This window comes from Massilia sp. LXY-5, assembly GCF_059801075.1.
Genome location: NZ_JBNNEH010000001.1, coordinates 166,150 through 180,858 on the forward strand (window position 1 = coordinate 166,150; position 14,709 = coordinate 180,858).

15 protein-coding genes are annotated in these 14,709 nt (G+C 62.7%); 9 read left to right on the forward strand and 6 right to left on the reverse strand.

The genetic code is table 11. From position 1 onward, the window contains the following. Positions 1 to 59: 59 nt before the first annotated feature. From ACI48I_RS00730 to ACI48I_RS00745, 4 genes are read right to left on the reverse strand one after another with little or no spacing between them, the layout of a single operon-like run. Positions 60 to 2,108, reverse strand: coding sequence for a sodium:solute symporter family protein (locus ACI48I_RS00730; RefSeq protein ID WP_498573055.1), 2,049 nt, complete (start codon positions 2,106 to 2,108; stop codon positions 60 to 62). Continuing rightward, a complete protein-coding gene (locus ACI48I_RS00735) occupies positions 2,105 to 2,443 on the reverse strand; it encodes a DUF4212 domain-containing protein (protein WP_498573056.1) in 339 nt (112 codons plus the stop codon). The genes ACI48I_RS00730 and ACI48I_RS00735 overlap by 4 nt, the downstream gene beginning before the upstream one ends. Then, on the reverse strand, positions 2,433 to 3,980 hold the full coding sequence (locus ACI48I_RS00740; protein ID WP_498573057.1) for a sensor histidine kinase: 1,548 nt from the start codon (positions 3,978 to 3,980) through the stop codon (positions 2,433 to 2,435). The genes ACI48I_RS00735 and ACI48I_RS00740 overlap by 11 nt, the downstream gene beginning before the upstream one ends. After that, the gene (locus ACI48I_RS00745) at positions 3,977 to 4,687 is read right to left on the reverse strand and encodes a response regulator transcription factor (protein WP_193688186.1); all 711 of its coding nucleotides are present in this window, start codon (positions 4,685 to 4,687) and stop codon (positions 3,977 to 3,979) included. The genes ACI48I_RS00740 and ACI48I_RS00745 overlap by 4 nt, the downstream gene beginning before the upstream one ends. Positions 4,688 to 4,877: 190 nt before the next feature. Here ACI48I_RS00745 and recA point away from each other — a divergent pair, with 190 nt between their 5' ends. The 8 genes from recA (at position 4,878) to ACI48I_RS00785 (ending at position 11,210) form a co-directional block, all read left to right on the forward strand. Beyond that, a complete protein-coding gene (gene recA, locus ACI48I_RS00750; RefSeq protein WP_193688187.1) occupies positions 4,878 to 5,960 on the forward strand; it encodes a recombinase RecA in 1,083 nt (360 codons plus the stop codon). Between the two features lie 46 nt (positions 5,961 to 6,006). Continuing rightward, on the forward strand, positions 6,007 to 6,465 hold the full coding sequence (recX, locus tag ACI48I_RS00755; protein ID WP_193688188.1) for a recombination regulator RecX: 459 nt from the start codon (positions 6,007 to 6,009) through the stop codon (positions 6,463 to 6,465). Between the two features lie 174 nt (positions 6,466 to 6,639). Next, a complete protein-coding gene (locus ACI48I_RS00760; protein ID WP_498573058.1) occupies positions 6,640 to 6,999 on the forward strand; it encodes a hypothetical protein in 360 nt (119 codons plus the stop codon). Positions 7,000 to 7,243: 244 nt separating this feature from the next. Further along, complete coding sequence (locus ACI48I_RS00765; RefSeq protein ID WP_193688190.1) at positions 7,244 to 7,807, forward strand: DUF2889 domain-containing protein; 564 nt, start codon at positions 7,244 to 7,246, stop codon at positions 7,805 to 7,807. 61 nt (positions 7,808 to 7,868) lie between these two features. Further along, the gene (gene sucC / locus ACI48I_RS00770) at positions 7,869 to 9,038 is read left to right on the forward strand and encodes an ADP-forming succinate--CoA ligase subunit beta (RefSeq protein WP_193688191.1); all 1,170 of its coding nucleotides are present in this window, start codon (positions 7,869 to 7,871) and stop codon (positions 9,036 to 9,038) included. Positions 9,039 to 9,055: 17 nt separating this feature from the next. Then, on the forward strand, positions 9,056 to 9,937 hold the full coding sequence (gene sucD / locus ACI48I_RS00775; protein ID WP_193688192.1) for a succinate--CoA ligase subunit alpha: 882 nt from the start codon (positions 9,056 to 9,058) through the stop codon (positions 9,935 to 9,937). A 260-nt stretch (positions 9,938 to 10,197) separates the two neighbouring features. Continuing rightward, positions 10,198 to 10,632, forward strand: coding sequence for a pilin (locus ACI48I_RS00780; RefSeq protein ID WP_498573059.1), 435 nt, complete (start codon positions 10,198 to 10,200; stop codon positions 10,630 to 10,632). A 122-nt stretch (positions 10,633 to 10,754) separates the two neighbouring features. Next, on the forward strand, positions 10,755 to 11,210 hold the full coding sequence (locus ACI48I_RS00785; protein ID WP_498573060.1) for a pilin: 456 nt from the start codon (positions 10,755 to 10,757) through the stop codon (positions 11,208 to 11,210). 55 nt (positions 11,211 to 11,265) lie between these two features. On the opposite strand, the gene ACI48I_RS00790 is transcribed toward ACI48I_RS00785, so the two are convergent. Both ACI48I_RS00790 and ACI48I_RS00795 read right to left on the reverse strand, forming a co-directional pair. Next, positions 11,266 to 11,976 (reverse strand): flagellar brake protein, encoded by a 711-nt coding sequence (locus ACI48I_RS00790; RefSeq protein WP_193688193.1) that lies wholly within the window; start codon positions 11,974 to 11,976, stop codon positions 11,266 to 11,268. Positions 11,977 to 12,118: 142 nt separating this feature from the next. Beyond that, positions 12,119 to 14,170, reverse strand: a complete 2,052-nt coding sequence (locus ACI48I_RS00795; protein ID WP_498573061.1) for a S9 family peptidase — start codon at positions 14,168 to 14,170, stop codon at positions 12,119 to 12,121. Between the two features lie 188 nt (positions 14,171 to 14,358). Between ACI48I_RS00795 and ACI48I_RS00800 the strand changes: the two genes are divergently transcribed. Then, a complete protein-coding gene (locus ACI48I_RS00800; RefSeq protein WP_498573062.1) occupies positions 14,359 to 14,691 on the forward strand; it encodes a hypothetical protein in 333 nt (110 codons plus the stop codon). Positions 14,692 to 14,709 lie beyond the last annotated feature (18 nt).

Here is a 14,709-nt window from a genome sequence, read left to right on the forward strand (position 1 = left end):
TTTCTCAAGAATAACATTTATGCATGTCAAAAAGCTATGCCCTGTGGATATTTATTCCCCTATTCCGGTGCCCGAATGTGGTCGACCAGTGCATCGCTCGAGCGTGCCGGTGCCGGGCTCAGGAGACTGGCGATCACGACCGCGGCCAGGCCGGCCGGGACGCCAAAGATACCGGCCGACATCGGCGCGATGTCGAACCAGGCCGCGTCCAGCCGGCCGCCCAGGATCGGGTGCACCCGCAGCATGTAATACAGGCAGACCATGAAGCCCACCACCATCCCGGCGATGGCGCCCACATGGTTGGCGCGCTTCCAGAACACGCCCAGCACCAGCGCCGGGAACAGGGCCGAGGCCGCCAGCGAAAAGGCGGCGCCGACCAACGACAGGATGTCGGCCGGCTTTTGCGAGGCGGCATAGGCTGCAATGAAAGCCACCGCCAGCAGCAGCAGTTTCGAGATCGTCACCCGCTTCTGGGTCGAGGCGCCGGGATCGACGATCTTGTAATAGATGTCGTGCGAGAGCGCGTTCGAGATGGCCAGCAGCAGGCCGTCTGCCGTGGACAGGGCAGCGGCCAGCCCGCCGGCCGCCACCAGGCCCGAGATCACATACGGCAGGCCGCCGATCTCGGGCGTGGCCAGGACCAGCACGTCGCCGTCGATCGCGATTTCCGCCAGCTGCACCAGGCCGTCGCCGTTGATGTCAGTTACTTGAATCAGGGGATTGACCTTGTCGATATTTCCCCAGTACGAAATCCAGGTGGGCAGCGAACTGAAATCGCTGCCCACCAGGCTCGTATAGATGTCGTATTTCGCCAGGACCGCCAGCGCCGGGATGCTCAGGTAAATCAGGAGAATGAAGAACAGGGTCCAGAACACCGAAATCCTGGTTTCGTCCACCGAGGGCGTGGTGTACGAGCGCATCAGGATGTGGGGCAGGGCGGCGGTGCCGAACATCAGGCAGAACACGAGCGCCAGGAAATTGTTGCGGTGCGCATTCGATTCCGCTTCGGTGGCGCCGGGGAAGGGCATGGCATGCGGCTGGGGCGGCTGGGCCCGCGCCAGCAGGCGCGTGCGCTGTTCGCGCCACAGGGGCTCGGCGTCTTCCGCCGTCTTCGGGTAGGCGGCGAGGGCGCGCTCGGCGCTGCGCACGTCGGCCAGAGATACATTGCGCAGGCGCGCCGCGTCGAGCCTGCGCTGCGCCTCCACCTTGCCCTGTTCCCAGGAACCGGGTAATGCCGCCAGGCGTGCGGCGTAGGCGTCGGCCTGCTGCTGGAAGTGCGCCCTAACTTCGCGCTCGCGTGGGTCGGCCGCAAGCTGGGCTTCGCGCTGGGCCAGCTTCGGCAGCACCGAGCCGTAGGCCACTTGCGGCAAGGGATTGTCGGCGTGCTTCGCTGACAGCCACATGGTCGGGATCAGGAAGGCGACCAGGATGATGATGTACTGGGCCACCTGCGTCCAGGTAATGCCGCGCATGCCGCCGAGAAAAGAGCAGACCAGGATGCTGGCCAGGCCGAGGAAAATCCCGACCGAGAAATCGACGCCGGTGAAGCGCGAGGCGATCAGGCCGACGGCATAGATCTGCGCGACCACGTACACGAAGGAGACGATGATGGTGGCACCGACGGCGAGCGCGCGCACCGGCCCGCCGCGCCCGCCCGCGCCGCCGCCGTAGCGCACGGCGAGAAAGTCGGGGATCGTGTACTGGGCGAACTTGCGCAGATAGGGCGCGATCAGCAGCGCGACCAGGCAATAGCCGCCGGTCCAGCCCATGATGTAGGCGAGGGCGTCGAAGCCGGACAGATACAGGCCGCCCGCCAGGCTGATGAAGCTTGCCGCCGAGATCCAGTCGGCCGCGGTGGCCATGCCGTTGAACAGGGCCGGCACGCGGCGTCCGGCAACATAGTATTCGGTCACGTTCGAGGTGCGGCTGATGACGCCGATGGTGGCGTACAGCACGATCGTGGCGAACATGAACAGGTGGCCGATCCAGAGCCGCGGCATGCCCTCGTTTTCCAGCACCGTCAGGGCCAGCAGGAAGCCGGCGAAGCAGACGCAGAACCAGGCGTAGTAGCCGGACAGGCGCCGGAAGTAGCGCTTCTGGCCGCTCATCCGCCGACCCCGGCGCCGCCCTGCATGGCGCGCGCAAGATCGCGGTCGAAGCGGCGCATGCGCCAGGCGTAGACGCCGATGATCGCCAGGCACACCAGCGATGCCCCTTGCGCCGCCATGTAGAAGGAGAGCGGCCAGCCGAACAGGGTGACGCGTGCCAGTTCGCGGGCAAAATAAACGGTACAAAAACCGGTCGCCAGCCATAGCGCCATCAGGACGAAGGTCAAGCGGCGCGTGCGGCGCCAGTGGGCGGCGCGCGCGGCCAATAAACGGCGCTGGCGCTGCAGCTCAGGCTCGGACGAAGGCCCAGTCGAGGGCAAGGGTTCAGGCGGCATCGAAGTCGTCGTGGACAGGTGGCGGGAAGGTCAGCCGGAACAGGCTGCCCGGAAATTTGGCGGAGTGGCTGCGCGGATTATTGAAAATGTCGACCTCGGCGCCGTGCTGGCCGGCGATCTCGCGCACGATGGCCAGCCCCAGGCCGCTGCCGCTCGCGCTCGAGCCGAGGATGCGATAAAAACGCTCGAACACGTGGGCGCGCTCGTGCGGGGCGATGCCCGGGCCGGTGTCTTCGACTTCGAGCAGCGCCCGTTCGCCGTCGCGCCGCACCTGCACCGTGACGCTGCCGCCGGCAGGGGTGTAGCGCAGGGCGTTGTCGATCAGGTTCGACAGCAGTTCGCGCAGCATCAGGGCGTTGCCGGCGATGACCACGTCCTCGTCCTGCGCTTCGTAGCCGAGGTCGATGCGGTGCGCGAACGAGGCTTGCACCCAATCCTGCACCACGCCGCGCGCGAGGCCCGCCAGATTGATTTCATCGAAGGCGAGGCCGGCATGCGGCTGGTTTTCGGCGCGCGCCAGGGCGAGTAGCTGGTTCACCAGGCGCGTCGCCGACTCCGAACTTTTCGCCAGCTGTTCCAGCGAACGGTGGATCTCGTCCGGATCGAGCTGGCGCAAGGCGAGCTCGGACTGCATGCGCATGCCGGCCAGCGGCGTCTTCATCTGGTGCGCGGCGTCGGCAATGAAACGTTTCTGCATGTCGATGGTCTGCGACAGCCGCCCCAGCATGTCGTTGAGCGAGCCGACGAGGGGAGAAATTTCCTCGGGCACCTGGCGCGAATCGATGGGAGACAAATCGTCGGACGGACGCGCGCGGATGCGCTCCTGGAGCGCCGCCAGCGGAGACAGGCCGCGCGAGAGGGCGAACCAGACCAGGGCCAGGATGATCGGCAGGATGATGAACTGGGGCAGGATCACGCCCTTGATGATCTCGTTGGCGAGCAGGGCGCGCTTGTCCAGCGTTTCCGCCACCTGCACCAAGGCTTTACGGGGGAAAACGGGCGAGCTGCTGTCGGGCGGGGCGAGCGGGTCGAGGTTGATGTACAGGTAAGCCACGCGCAGCGGCGTGCCGTGCAGCGTGGCGCTCCGGAAGTGCACCGCGCCATCCTTGTCGCCATCGCCGTCGTTATCGTGACTGCGCGGGCGCGGCAGTTCGGCGTCGCCGTCGACGTGGCGTCCGGCGGCGTCGCTCACCTGGAAATACACGCTGTCGATGTCGTCGGCGCGCAGGATGTCGCGTGCGCTGCCCGGCAAACGGGTATTGATGACGCCGTTTTCTTCGCGCACCTGCTGGGCCAGCACCGTCACCCGGTCTTCGAGCGCATGATCGAAGGGTTGGTTCGCGATCGATTTCGCGACCAGGTAAGTGATCACTATGCTCATCGGCCACAGCAGCAGCAGGGGCGCCAGCATCCAGTCGAGGATCTCGCCGAACAGCGAATGCTGGATGTTTTCTTCGGGTTCGGGATTCGGCGGGACGTACAAAGGCTCGGGCAGCCCCGCATCGGGCTCGATCAGGCCGGCATCACGTTCGTTCACTTCGAATCGAGGGCGTGCTCGGCACCGGCACGGGCTGCGTCCGAATATTTTTCGAGGCAATAGCCCAGGCCGCGCACGGTGGCGATGCGCACGCCGCCGACCTCGATCTTCTTGCGCAGCCGGTGCACATAGACCTCGATCGCATTGTTCGACACCTCTTCGCCCCATTCGCACAGGTGGTCGACCAGCTGCTCCTTCGAGACCAGGCGCCCGGTGCGCGCCAGCAGGATTTCGAGCAGGCCCAGTTCGCGCGCGGAGAGGTCGAGCATCTGCTCGTTGATATACGCGCTGCGCCCGACCTGGTCGTAGACCAGCGGGCCGTGGCGGATCACGGTCGGGCCGCCGCCGGCGCCGCGCCGGGTGAGCGCGCGGACCCGCGCCTCCAGCTCCGACAAGGCGAAGGGCTTGGCCATGTAGTCGTCGGCGCCCAGATCGAGCCCCTCGACGCGCTGCTCGACCGAGTCGGCGGCCGTCAGGATCAGCACCGGCAGCAGGGAAGAGCGCGCGCGCAGCCGGCGCAGCACCTCCAGGCCCGACATTTTCGGGAGCCCGAGGTCGAGGATCAGCAGGTCGAATTCCTGGGTCGAGAGGGCGGTGTCGGCATCCTGGCCGTTGCGCACGTCGTCGATCGCATAACCGGACTGGCGCAGCGAGCGCGTCAGCCCGTCCGCAAGTACGCTATCATCTTCGGCAAGCAAAATTCGCATAAGATCACCCTGTTATCAATTAGACCTTCCGGCTGCTCCCATTGTGTTTGATTTGGCGCAACAATGCGAGTTTTCTTCCATTGTTGAGCGAAATCCTGCTTGCCAAAACCACTGGATTTTTATACAGTAGTGGCTATTGAAAAGCGTGAGGGTACCCACACCTTGGTACCTCCAAGACTGAGAGAAAATTATGGACGACAAAAAAGTAGTACACAACGCCTCCGAAAAAGGCAAGGCGCTGGCCGCCGCCCTCGCGCAAATCGAAAAGCAGTTCGGCAAGGGTTCGGTCATGCGCATGGACGCGAACACGCCGGTCGAAGAAGTGCAGACCGTCTCCACCGGCTCGCTGGGCCTGGACATCGCCCTGGGCGTCGGCGGCTTGCCGCGCGGCCGTATCGTGGAAATCTACGGTCCGGAATCGTCGGGTAAAACCACGCTGACCCTGCAGACCATCGCGCAGATGCAAAAGCTGGGTGGTACCTGCGCCTTCATCGACGCCGAGCACGCGCTCGACGTGGGTTATGCGCAGAAGCTGGGCATCAAGCTCGACGAGCTGCTGATCTCGCAGCCGGACACCGGCGAACAGGCCCTCGAAATCACCGACGCACTCGTGCGCTCGGGTTCGGTCGACCTGGTCGTCATCGACTCGGTGGCGGCACTGACCCCGCGCGCCGAGATCGAAGGCGACATGGGCGATTCGCTGCCGGGCCTGCAAGCCCGTCTGATGTCGCAGGCACTGCGCAAGCTGACCGCGTCGATCAACCGTACGAACACCCTGGTCATCTTCATTAACCAGATCCGTATGAAGATCGGCGTGATGTTCGGCAGCCCGGAAACCACGACCGGCGGTAACGCGCTGAAGTTCTACGCCTCCGTGCGCCTGGACATCCGCCGTACCGGTTCGATCAAGTCGGGTGACGAGGTGATCGGTAACGAAACCAAGGTCAAGGTCGTCAAGAACAAGATCGCGCCACCGTTCCGCGAAGCGCACTTCGACATCCTGTATGGAGAAGGCACTTCCCGCGAAGGCGAAATCCTCGATCTGGGCGCCGACAACAAGATCGTGGAGAAGTCCGGTTCCTGGTACAGCTATAACGGCGAACGTATCGGCCAGGGCAAGGACAACGCCCGTCAGTTCTTGAAAGACCGCCCGGCACTGGCGCGCGAAATCGAGAACAAGGTGCGTGCGGCCCTGGGTGTGCGCGAACTGCCGCCGCCTGTCGGTGGCGACGCCGAAGACAAGGCGCCGAAGTTGAAGGCCGTGTCGGAGTAATCGGTCGGGGCCGCAGCTGTGGCCCCATCCGGTCTGCTGTATCGCCATGCGCCAACCAGTACTGAGTCTGAAAGCCCGAGCCCTGCGCTTCCTCTCCATGAGGGAGCACAGCCGGCTCGAGCTCAAGCGCAAACTGGCGCGCCATGCGGAGGAGGGCGACGACATCGACGCCCTCCTCGATTTTCTGGAAAAGAACAACTGGCTGTCGCAGGAGCGTTTTGCTGAATCCTTGATTCATCGAAAAGCTTCCCGCTTCGGCAACAGCCGTGTGATGGCCGAGCTGCAAAGCCATGGCGTCAACGGAGAAGCGCTGGCCGAACTGAAGTCCGGCCTGGCCGAGAGCGAGACCGCGCGTGCGGTCGAGGTCTGGCAACGCAAGTTCGGCACCGTCGCGCAAGACGCGGCCGAGCGCAGCAAGCAGATGCGGTTTTTAATGGCGCGCGGTTTTTCGAGCGGCGCCGTGCGCACCGCCCTGAAAGGGGCACCCGAGGACGACGAGTTTTAAGTAGCGCCGGCATCGCCTCGTTGCGACTGTCCCGCAGTCTTGTCTGCACCCCAAATCGGCTCGATCCATTCCCAGGCGCCAGCGTGGAGCGCCATCCGGCGATATGCGCCCGCATATTCCTCAACCCCGGATGACGCTGCACGCTGGTTTTTGCTTGCCCTAAAAGTTGTCATCATGAAAACGCTACTCGTTCTCGCCCCACTGTTCGTATTGGCATCGTGCAGCCGTCAGCCCGTCGAGCCGACCGGGATCTATCGGCTCAGTACGCAGGAAAAAATGGTTGTGCTCGAGGTGCGCGCCAGTGGCGACTATATTCTCCAGATCGACCGCTCCGGCAGCATGACCGATGAAATCCGCGGGCGCTGGCAAGACGAGCGCGGCGCGGAGGTTGACGTCACCTTCCACGGCATAGTCTGGCACGGGAACACACCCGAGGCCGCCGCCGGTTTCTGGGCGGTCGCCTTCGAGCGGGATGGCGGCATTTGCCTCGACGGCAAAGAACTGCTGTGCTTCACGAAGGATGCCGCGGCCTGAGCTGGCAAATCCATTGTCGGGTAGCCAACGCCAAACATTGGCAAGCTTGCCACCTTTCCCAGCTGCCTACCCTTGACGGGTCGTCAAGGCGTCATGTTGCAGTGCAACCCGCTCCCATCCTGTGCTAAACTTTCACGGTTTAAGCAGCGCCGCATGAGCGGTTGTTGCCGCAGAAGCTGCGGTAACGTGCATCAGCACACCGGCTGCCCCACTGATTGCCGATCAACCGGCACGTTTGTTTTCTATGCCTCTGTCACCTCCCGCCCCGCGCTCCCTGCGGCATACACGCGCCATCACGGTCGAAGCGTACGCGCGCGACGATGGCTTGTGGGATCTTGACGCGCGTATCCGCGACATCAAGGCGCAAGACATCGTCCTCGCTTCCGGCAAGCGCCCGGCCGGCACGGCCGTGCACGACCTGAGCCTGCGCATCACCATCAACCGCGACCTCGAGATCGTCGATGCCGAAGCCGCATCCGACTCGGTGCCGTATCCCGGTTACTGCGACGTCATCGGCCCCGCTTACAAGAAGCTGGTCGGGCTGTCGCTCGTTAAACATTTCCGGTTGCACCTGAAAGACCGCCTCTCGGGCGTGCTCGGCTGCACCCACCTGACCGAACTGGCGCAGGTTTTGCCCACCGCGGCAATCCAGGCCTTCGCCGATGACGAGTTCGAGACACGCAACGCCGCCAAGGATGGCGAGGCTGCGCGTCCGTACGAAATCGACCGCTGCCACGCGCTGCGCGCCGACGGCCCCGCTGTGGCAAAGTATTACCCGCGCTGGGTAATCAAGGCCGTACAGGGTTGAGACCGATGTCGAAGTACTTCAATAAACCATCTAAATCAGTAACAGAAGAAGGGAAGCCAGCATGAAAATCCATGAGTATCAGGGCAAAGAAATCCTCCGAAAGTTCGGAGTGACGGTTCCGCGCGGCATTCCGTGCATGTCGGTCGAAGAGGCCGTCAAGGCAGCTGAAGAGCTGGGCGGCCCGGTCTGGGTCGTCAAGGCCCAGATCCATGCTGGCGGCCGTGGTAAAGGCGGCGGCGTGAAGGTTGCCAAGTCGCTCGAGCAGGTCAAGGAATACGCAGAACAGATCATGGGCATGCAGCTCGTGACCCACCAGACCGGCCCTGAAGGCCAGAAGGTGCGCCGCCTGCTGATCGAAGAAGGCGCCGACATCAAGAAGGAACTGTACGTGTCGATGGTCACCGACCGCGTGACCCAGAAGGTCGTGCTGATGGCCTCGTCGGAAGGCGGCATGGACATCGAAGAAGTCGCGCACAGCAATCCTGAAAAAATCCACTCGATCGCGATCGACCCGGCCGTCGGCCTGACCGACGCCGAAGCCGACGAGATCTCGACCAAGATCGGCATTCCTGCCGAATCGCTGGCCGAAGCACGCCAGAACCTGAAGGGCCTGTACCAGGCTTACTGGGACACCGATTCGTCGCTGGCCGAAATCAACCCGCTGATCCTGACCGGCGACGGTAAAGTCATCGCCCTGGACGCGAAGTTCAACTTCGACGCCAACGCCCTGTTCCGCCAGCCGGAAATCATGGCTTACCGCGATCTGGACGAAGAAGATCCAGCCGAAGTCGAAGCATCGAAGTTCGACCTCGCCTACATCTCGCTCGACGGCAACATCGGCTGCCTGGTGAACGGCGCCGGCCTGGCCATGGCCACCATGGACACCATCAAGCTGTTCGGCGGCGAGCCGGCCAACTTCCTGGACGTGGGCGGCGGTGCGACGGCTGAGAAAGTCACCGAAGCATTCAAGATCATGCTGAAGAACCCAGGCCTGAAAGCCATCCTGGTCAACATCTTCGGCGGCATCATGCGTTGCGACGTCATCGCCGAAGGCGTGATCACCGCATCGAAGGCCGTCTCGCTGAAAGTGCCGCTCGTCGTGCGCATGAAGGGCACCAACGAAGACCTGGGCAAGAAGATGCTGGCCGACTCCGGTCTGCCGATCATCGCCGCCGATACGATGGAAGACGCAGCCAAGGCCGTCGTCGCCGCTGCAGCTGGTAACGCCTAATTCGAAGGAATAAACAAATGTCGATCCTGATCAACAAAGATACAAAAGTCATCACCCAGGGTATCACCGGCAAGACCGGTCAGTTCCATACCCGCATGTGCCGCGACTACGCGAACGGCAAAGCTGCCTTCGTCGCAGGCGTGAACCCGAAGAAAGCCGGCGAAGACTTCGAAGGCATCCCGATTTTCGCCAACGTCTCGGAAGCAAAAGCTGCCACCGGCGCCACCGTGTCGGTCATCTACGTGCCGCCGGCAGGCGCAGCCGCAGCAATCTGGGAAGCCGTTGAAGCCGACCTGGACCTGGCCATCTGCATCACCGAAGGCATCCCTGTCCGCGACATGATGGCTTTGAAAGACCGCATGGCCAAGGCCGGTTCGAAGACCCTGCTGCTGGGTCCTAACTGCCCAGGCCTGATCACCCCGGACGAAATCAAGATCGGCATCATGCCTGGTCACATCCACCGCAAGGGCCGCATCGGCGTCGTCTCGCGCTCGGGCACCCTGACCTATGAAGCAGTCGGCCAGCTGACCGCACTGGGTCTCGGTCAATCGTCGGCAGTCGGCATCGGCGGCGACCCGATCAACGGCCTGAAGCACATCGACATCATGAAGATGTTCAATGACGATCCTGATACCGACGCGGTCATCATGATCGGCGAAATCGGCGGTCCGGACGAAGCCAACGCCGCTCACTGGGTCAAGGACAACATGAAGAAGCCAGTGGTCGGCTTCATCGCCGGTGTCACCGCTCCTCCGGGCAAGCGCATGGGCCACGCCGGCGCGCTGATCTCGGGCGGCGCCGATACCGCGCAAGCCAAGCTGGACATCATGGAAGAGTGCGGCATCAAAGCCACCAAGAACCCGTCGGAAATGGCACGCCTGCTGAAGGCCATGCTGTAATCCCGGACAATTCTTGGTCTTGAAAGGAGCCTGCGGGCTCCTTTTTTTGTTTCCATATGGACAGAAAATGCACGGTGGGTGACAAAATTTGTCAGCCCAGGGTGGGTAGGTGACAAGTTTCGTCGCTTTAATTGCCGTGAAATTAAGGATTCCGGGGTGAAATGGGCTGGCACGGCACTTGCAATAGGTAATGCGTGGCACGAAGCAATACCGAATACCGAAGCACCCAACCCAATACAACTTACCCTTGGAGAACCACCATGAAATCGATGAAAATTGTTAAGAAAGCAGAAGCCGGCTTCACCCTGATCGAACTGATGATCGTTGTTGCCATCATCGGCATCCTGGCCGCTGTCGCCATCCCGAACTACCAGAACTACACCGCGAAATCGAAGTTCGCTGCTGCGCTGTCGGAAGTGTCGGCAGGTAAAGTGGGCTTTGATGCCAAGCTGAACGACGGTGAAGAAATCAAGACGGTGACCGATGTTGGCCTGTCGGATAAGGCAACTTCGAACTGCACTTTCGGCGTCTCGGCAACGACCCTGACCTGCGACATCATCGCCGGCCCAAGCTCGGTGGCTACGAAGAAAATCACCCTGACCCGCGACGCCACCAGCGGCGCATGGACCTGCGAAGCGAATGTCGAAGATAAACTGATCGGCAAAGGCACTTGCACCAGCAAAGTCGCACCGTAATACGTGAATTGACTAACGAAAACCCCGCTTCGGCGGGGTTTTTGTTTTGGCTGAGTTGCCTCAATCGTGCAGCGTGGAGCACGGTTATCGTTCCGGACTGCTCAACTGACCGGAGGATCACCGTGACATGCATAAAAGTTGTTAGGAAGACCGAAGCCGGCTTCACCCTCGTCGAACTGATGATCGTCGTTGCGATCATCGGCATCCTGGCGACGCTTGCCATCCCGGCCTACCAGGACTATGTGGCAAGGTCGAAATTCGGCGTTGCGCTGGCTGAAGTGTCCGCAGGTAAAGTCGGCATCGACACCAGGCTGAACGACGGCGAGACCGTCAGCAAGCCGGAAGAAGTCGGCCTGGCCGCAGCCGACAAGCCCACCGCCAATTGCAAGTTCGGGGCAGCGGCCGACCCCGACGCCGCCAGCCTGACCTGCCAGATCGTCGCCGGCCCGGTCGGCGTCAAGGACCAGACCATCACCCTCACGCGCGACAAGGACACCGGCGCCTGGAGCTGCAGCGCCGCCACCGTCCCCCAGAAGCTGATCGGCCGCGAAGCCGTCTGCAAGGGCAAGGCCGCCTGATTCCCTAAAAAAGAAACCCCGCCGGAGCGGGGTTTCTTGCATGCTGTGAACGGCCTCAGACGATCTTCTGCCTGTCCGCCAGCAGTGCTTCGTAGGTCATGTTCTGCAACAGTGTGTAATGCGTCGGATCGAGATCGATGAACTGCATCCCATACGTAAACAGGTCCGAGTCGTCGGCCGCCTTGGTGACGTTGACGTTACGAATCGCCGCGCGTGCGGAAATCCGCACTTCCTGGTCGTCGGGCGGCGCCTTCAGGGAAAACTGCAGCGCGATCTGCTCTTCGTCGGCCGGCAGGCGGCTAGGGGAGACGACCAGCGCGCCGCTGACCGACAGGTTCAGGATCGTGCAGGCCAGCAGCCCGCCATGGGTGCCGCTGCCGCTGATCGCGGCGGGCAGGTCGACCTTGACCCGCATCGCCGTGCGCAGGCTCGTTCCCTGCACCGTGGTCGGGAAGGACACATGGACATAGAACAGGGGCCGTGCAAACACGCGCTCGACCGTGCAGGCGAAGGAGCATACCTTGACGCCCGAGAACACCCGGATCGTCAGGCGCTCGCCTTCGGCCAGCGCGATCGGTGCACCATTTTCCATCGGAATCTTGAGGATGATGTACTCATCCTTGATATAGCCGATCAGGCTCGAGAAATGCTGGACCGGCTTGACGCGGCGATGCGTGATGAGCTGCAGGCGTGTGCCGACCTGGAGATTCATGGTCTCGAAATCGACATCCTGGGGTTTGAGCTCGTTCGCCTGTCCGGCCTGCATGCTGTTCGTTCTGAAATGGCGGGCCGGCGGCCCTGCAAGGGCAGCATGATACCACTTCAATTAATGACCAAAAGCAAGTACTTTAGCGATTGTCGTAAAAAAACCCGCGATCAGGCGGGTTTTGTGGGTCAAATCCTGGACATCACGGTTTCAAGTGCTGGTCCAGCCAGCCGATGACCGTGTGGTGCCAGAGCAGCGAATTCGCCGGTTTCAGCACCCAATGGTTTTCGTCCGGGAAGACCAGCAGCTTGCTGTCGATGCCACGGCGCTGCAAGGCGGTGAAGGTGGACAGGCCCTGGGCGGTCGGAATGCGGAAGTCGAGGTCGCCCTGGATCACGAGCATCGGCGTCTTCCACTTGTTTACGTGGAGCACCGGGTTGAAACGCTCGTGCTGCTGCGGTACGGCGAAATAGGCGCCGCCGTTTTCCCAGTCGGTGAACCATTGCTCTTCGGTCGAATAGGCCATGCCGCGCGTGTCGAATACGCCGTCGTGGTTGACGATGCATTTAAAACCATCGAACCAGTTACCTTCGATCCAGTTCATCATGTAGCCGCCGTAGGAAGCGCCCAGTGCGCAACTGCGCCCGCGGTCCAGCCACGGGAATTTCTTGACGGCCGCCTCGAGGCCCTTTTGCAGGTCGACCAGGGGTGCGCCGCCCCAGTCTCCGCTGATCGCATCGGTGAACTTCTGGCCGTAGCCGGTCGAGCCATGGAAATCGATGAAGACCGTGGCATACCCCGCGCCGGCATAGACCTGCGGGTTCCAGCGGTAGCTCCAGGCGTTGCCGAAACTGCCTTGTGGACCGCCGTGCACCAGGAAGGCGATCGGATATTTTGCGCCCGGTACCGCATTCCACGGTTTCATGACGTGGCCGTAAACGGTATCGCCGTTCGCGCCCTTGAACGAGAACTGTTCGAAGTCGCCGAAGCGCACGTCGGCCAGCTTGTCGGCATTGTTGCTGGTCAGCTGACGCGGTGTGCCGCCCGCCAGGGCCGTCGCGTACAGCTGGGCCGGCGAAGCCAGCGTGGCCTGGGTATAGGCAATCGTGTCGCGGCGCATGTCGAAGCCGCCGATCGAGCCCTTGTCGGTCAAGGCGGACACCTTGCCGCTGGCGACATCGATCGCGAACAGGCGATGCTGGCCGACGTCTTCTGCATCGACGACAAGCGACTTGCCGTCCGCGCTCCACTGCAGGGTGCCGGGGGAGCGATCCCATTTGTCCGCGAGCTTGCGCTTCTGGCCGCTGGCGACGTCCATCAGCATGATCTGGAAGCGGTCGGCCTCGAAGCCGGGACGCGCCATGGCGAGCCAGGCGAGGGTGCGGCCGTCCGGCGAGAACACGCCTTTGGTATCCCAGGCGGGATTGGCGGCCGTCAGGTTGCGCGGCTTGTCTCCGCCGGCGGCCGGCACGCTGTAGAGGTCGAAGTTGGTCGACCAGGCTTCGGTCTTGCCGGCAATGCGGGCCGAGAAGACGATCGTCTTGCCGTCCGGGCTGAAGTGGTACTCCTCGCGGTCGCCAAACGGTTTCGAGGGGACGTCGCCATCGAGCGAGCCCGACAGGCTGACCGGCGCCGCGCTCACGCGCCCGCTGGCATCGATCGGCGCCGAGAACAGCACGGCGTTGCGGCCATCGGCCCAGGTGTCCCAGTGGCGCACGAACAGCCGGTCGTAGACGCGGCCGCTTGCCTTGTTCTTCGCCTGGGCATCCATCCGGTCCCTGGTGCAGGCAAGGTCGGCGCAATCGCGGAACACGGCCATGCTCAAGGCAATGCGCTCGCCCGTAGGAGAAACGCGGAAATTGTCGACATCGAGCGGCAGGTTCGTCACCTGGGTCGGCTCGCCGCCGTTTGCAGGCTGGCGCCAGACCTGGGAGCTGCCCGAGCGGCTCGACAGGAAATAGACGGCATCGCCCGCCGGCGACCATTCGGGATCGAGACTGCTGCTGTCGTGATTGGTCAGCGCCTTGGGAGCGGCGCCGCCGCGCAGGTCGGCGATCCACAGGCTCGTCTGGCCCCGGTTCTTGCCGAGATCGGTGCGGCGGACGGTGTAGACGACGCGGCTGGCGTCCGGCGACACCGCCGGGCTGCCGACGCGTTCCAGGTTGACCAGGTCTTCCACCGTAAAGCCGCGCGGCGCAGCAAGGGCATTGGCGGCAGCCAATGCCGTCGCCAATACGAGTAAACGTAATTTCATTGCATCCTCTTCAATCGTGTCTCGGATTTTTTACGCGCGCGGTTGTGCCGCGGCAATTCAGCAATTTAACACGGCATGGGTAGTCAGAAGCCTGATGACAATTTGTTCAGCCAAGGAGTACACTCGATGGTGCGCTGCACAATCCGGCGCACCATCCGATTCCGGTCATTCACCAGGAGAACAGCATCATGATCACGATGAGCGCATTTCCGAACGCGGCATTCCCCACCATGCCGACCCCGTTTTTAGGACTCTGGTCGAATGTCGCCGGTTTGTACCGCGACACCATGCGAACCAATATGCAACAGATGATGTCGAGTTCAGCGGGCATTATCCAGGAGCATACCTTGCGTGCATTCATCACTGCATCGCAAGCCTGTGCCGACGCGCTGGCGAAGAACGCCATGTCGGTACAGCAGCAGTCGATGGAGCGCCTTGCCGATGCGAACGGCAAGGCAGTCGGCATGCTGGGCCACGCATTCACGCAGGCGTGGATGGGAAATGTGCAGCTGGCGAAATGAAGCCGTAATCGGGGCGGC

Excerpts from the sequence above, each read along its gene's own strand:
- ACI48I_RS00800 (WP_498573062.1), top strand. The coding sequence starts at position 14,359 with ATGATCACGATGAGCGCATTTCCGAACGCGGCATTCCCCACCATGCCG.
- sucD (WP_193688192.1), top strand. The coding sequence starts at position 9,056 with ATGTCGATCCTGATCAACAAAGATACAAAAGTCATCACCCAGGGTATC.
- recX (WP_193688188.1), top strand. The coding sequence starts at position 6,007 with ATGCGCCAACCAGTACTGAGTCTGAAAGCCCGAGCCCTGCGCTTCCTC.
- ACI48I_RS00795 (WP_498573061.1), bottom strand. The coding sequence starts at position 14,170 with ATGAAATTACGTTTACTCGTATTGGCGACGGCATTGGCTGCCGCCAAT.
- ACI48I_RS00760 (WP_498573058.1), top strand. The coding sequence starts at position 6,640 with ATGAAAACGCTACTCGTTCTCGCCCCACTGTTCGTATTGGCATCGTGC.
- sucC (WP_193688191.1), top strand. The coding sequence starts at position 7,869 with ATGAAAATCCATGAGTATCAGGGCAAAGAAATCCTCCGAAAGTTCGGA.
- ACI48I_RS00745 (WP_193688186.1), bottom strand. The coding sequence starts at position 4,687 with ATGCGAATTTTGCTTGCCGAAGATGATAGCGTACTTGCGGACGGGCTG.
- ACI48I_RS00730 (WP_498573055.1), bottom strand. The coding sequence starts at position 2,108 with ATGAGCGGCCAGAAGCGCTACTTCCGGCGCCTGTCCGGCTACTACGCC.
- ACI48I_RS00780 (WP_498573059.1), top strand. The coding sequence starts at position 10,198 with ATGAAATCGATGAAAATTGTTAAGAAAGCAGAAGCCGGCTTCACCCTG.
- ACI48I_RS00735 (WP_498573056.1), bottom strand. The coding sequence starts at position 2,443 with ATGCCGCCTGAACCCTTGCCCTCGACTGGGCCTTCGTCCGAGCCTGAG.
- ACI48I_RS00790 (WP_193688193.1), bottom strand. The coding sequence starts at position 11,976 with ATGCAGGCCGGACAGGCGAACGAGCTCAAACCCCAGGATGTCGATTTC.
- ACI48I_RS00765 (WP_193688190.1), top strand. The coding sequence starts at position 7,244 with ATGCCTCTGTCACCTCCCGCCCCGCGCTCCCTGCGGCATACACGCGCC.
- recA (WP_193688187.1), top strand. The coding sequence starts at position 4,878 with ATGGACGACAAAAAAGTAGTACACAACGCCTCCGAAAAAGGCAAGGCG.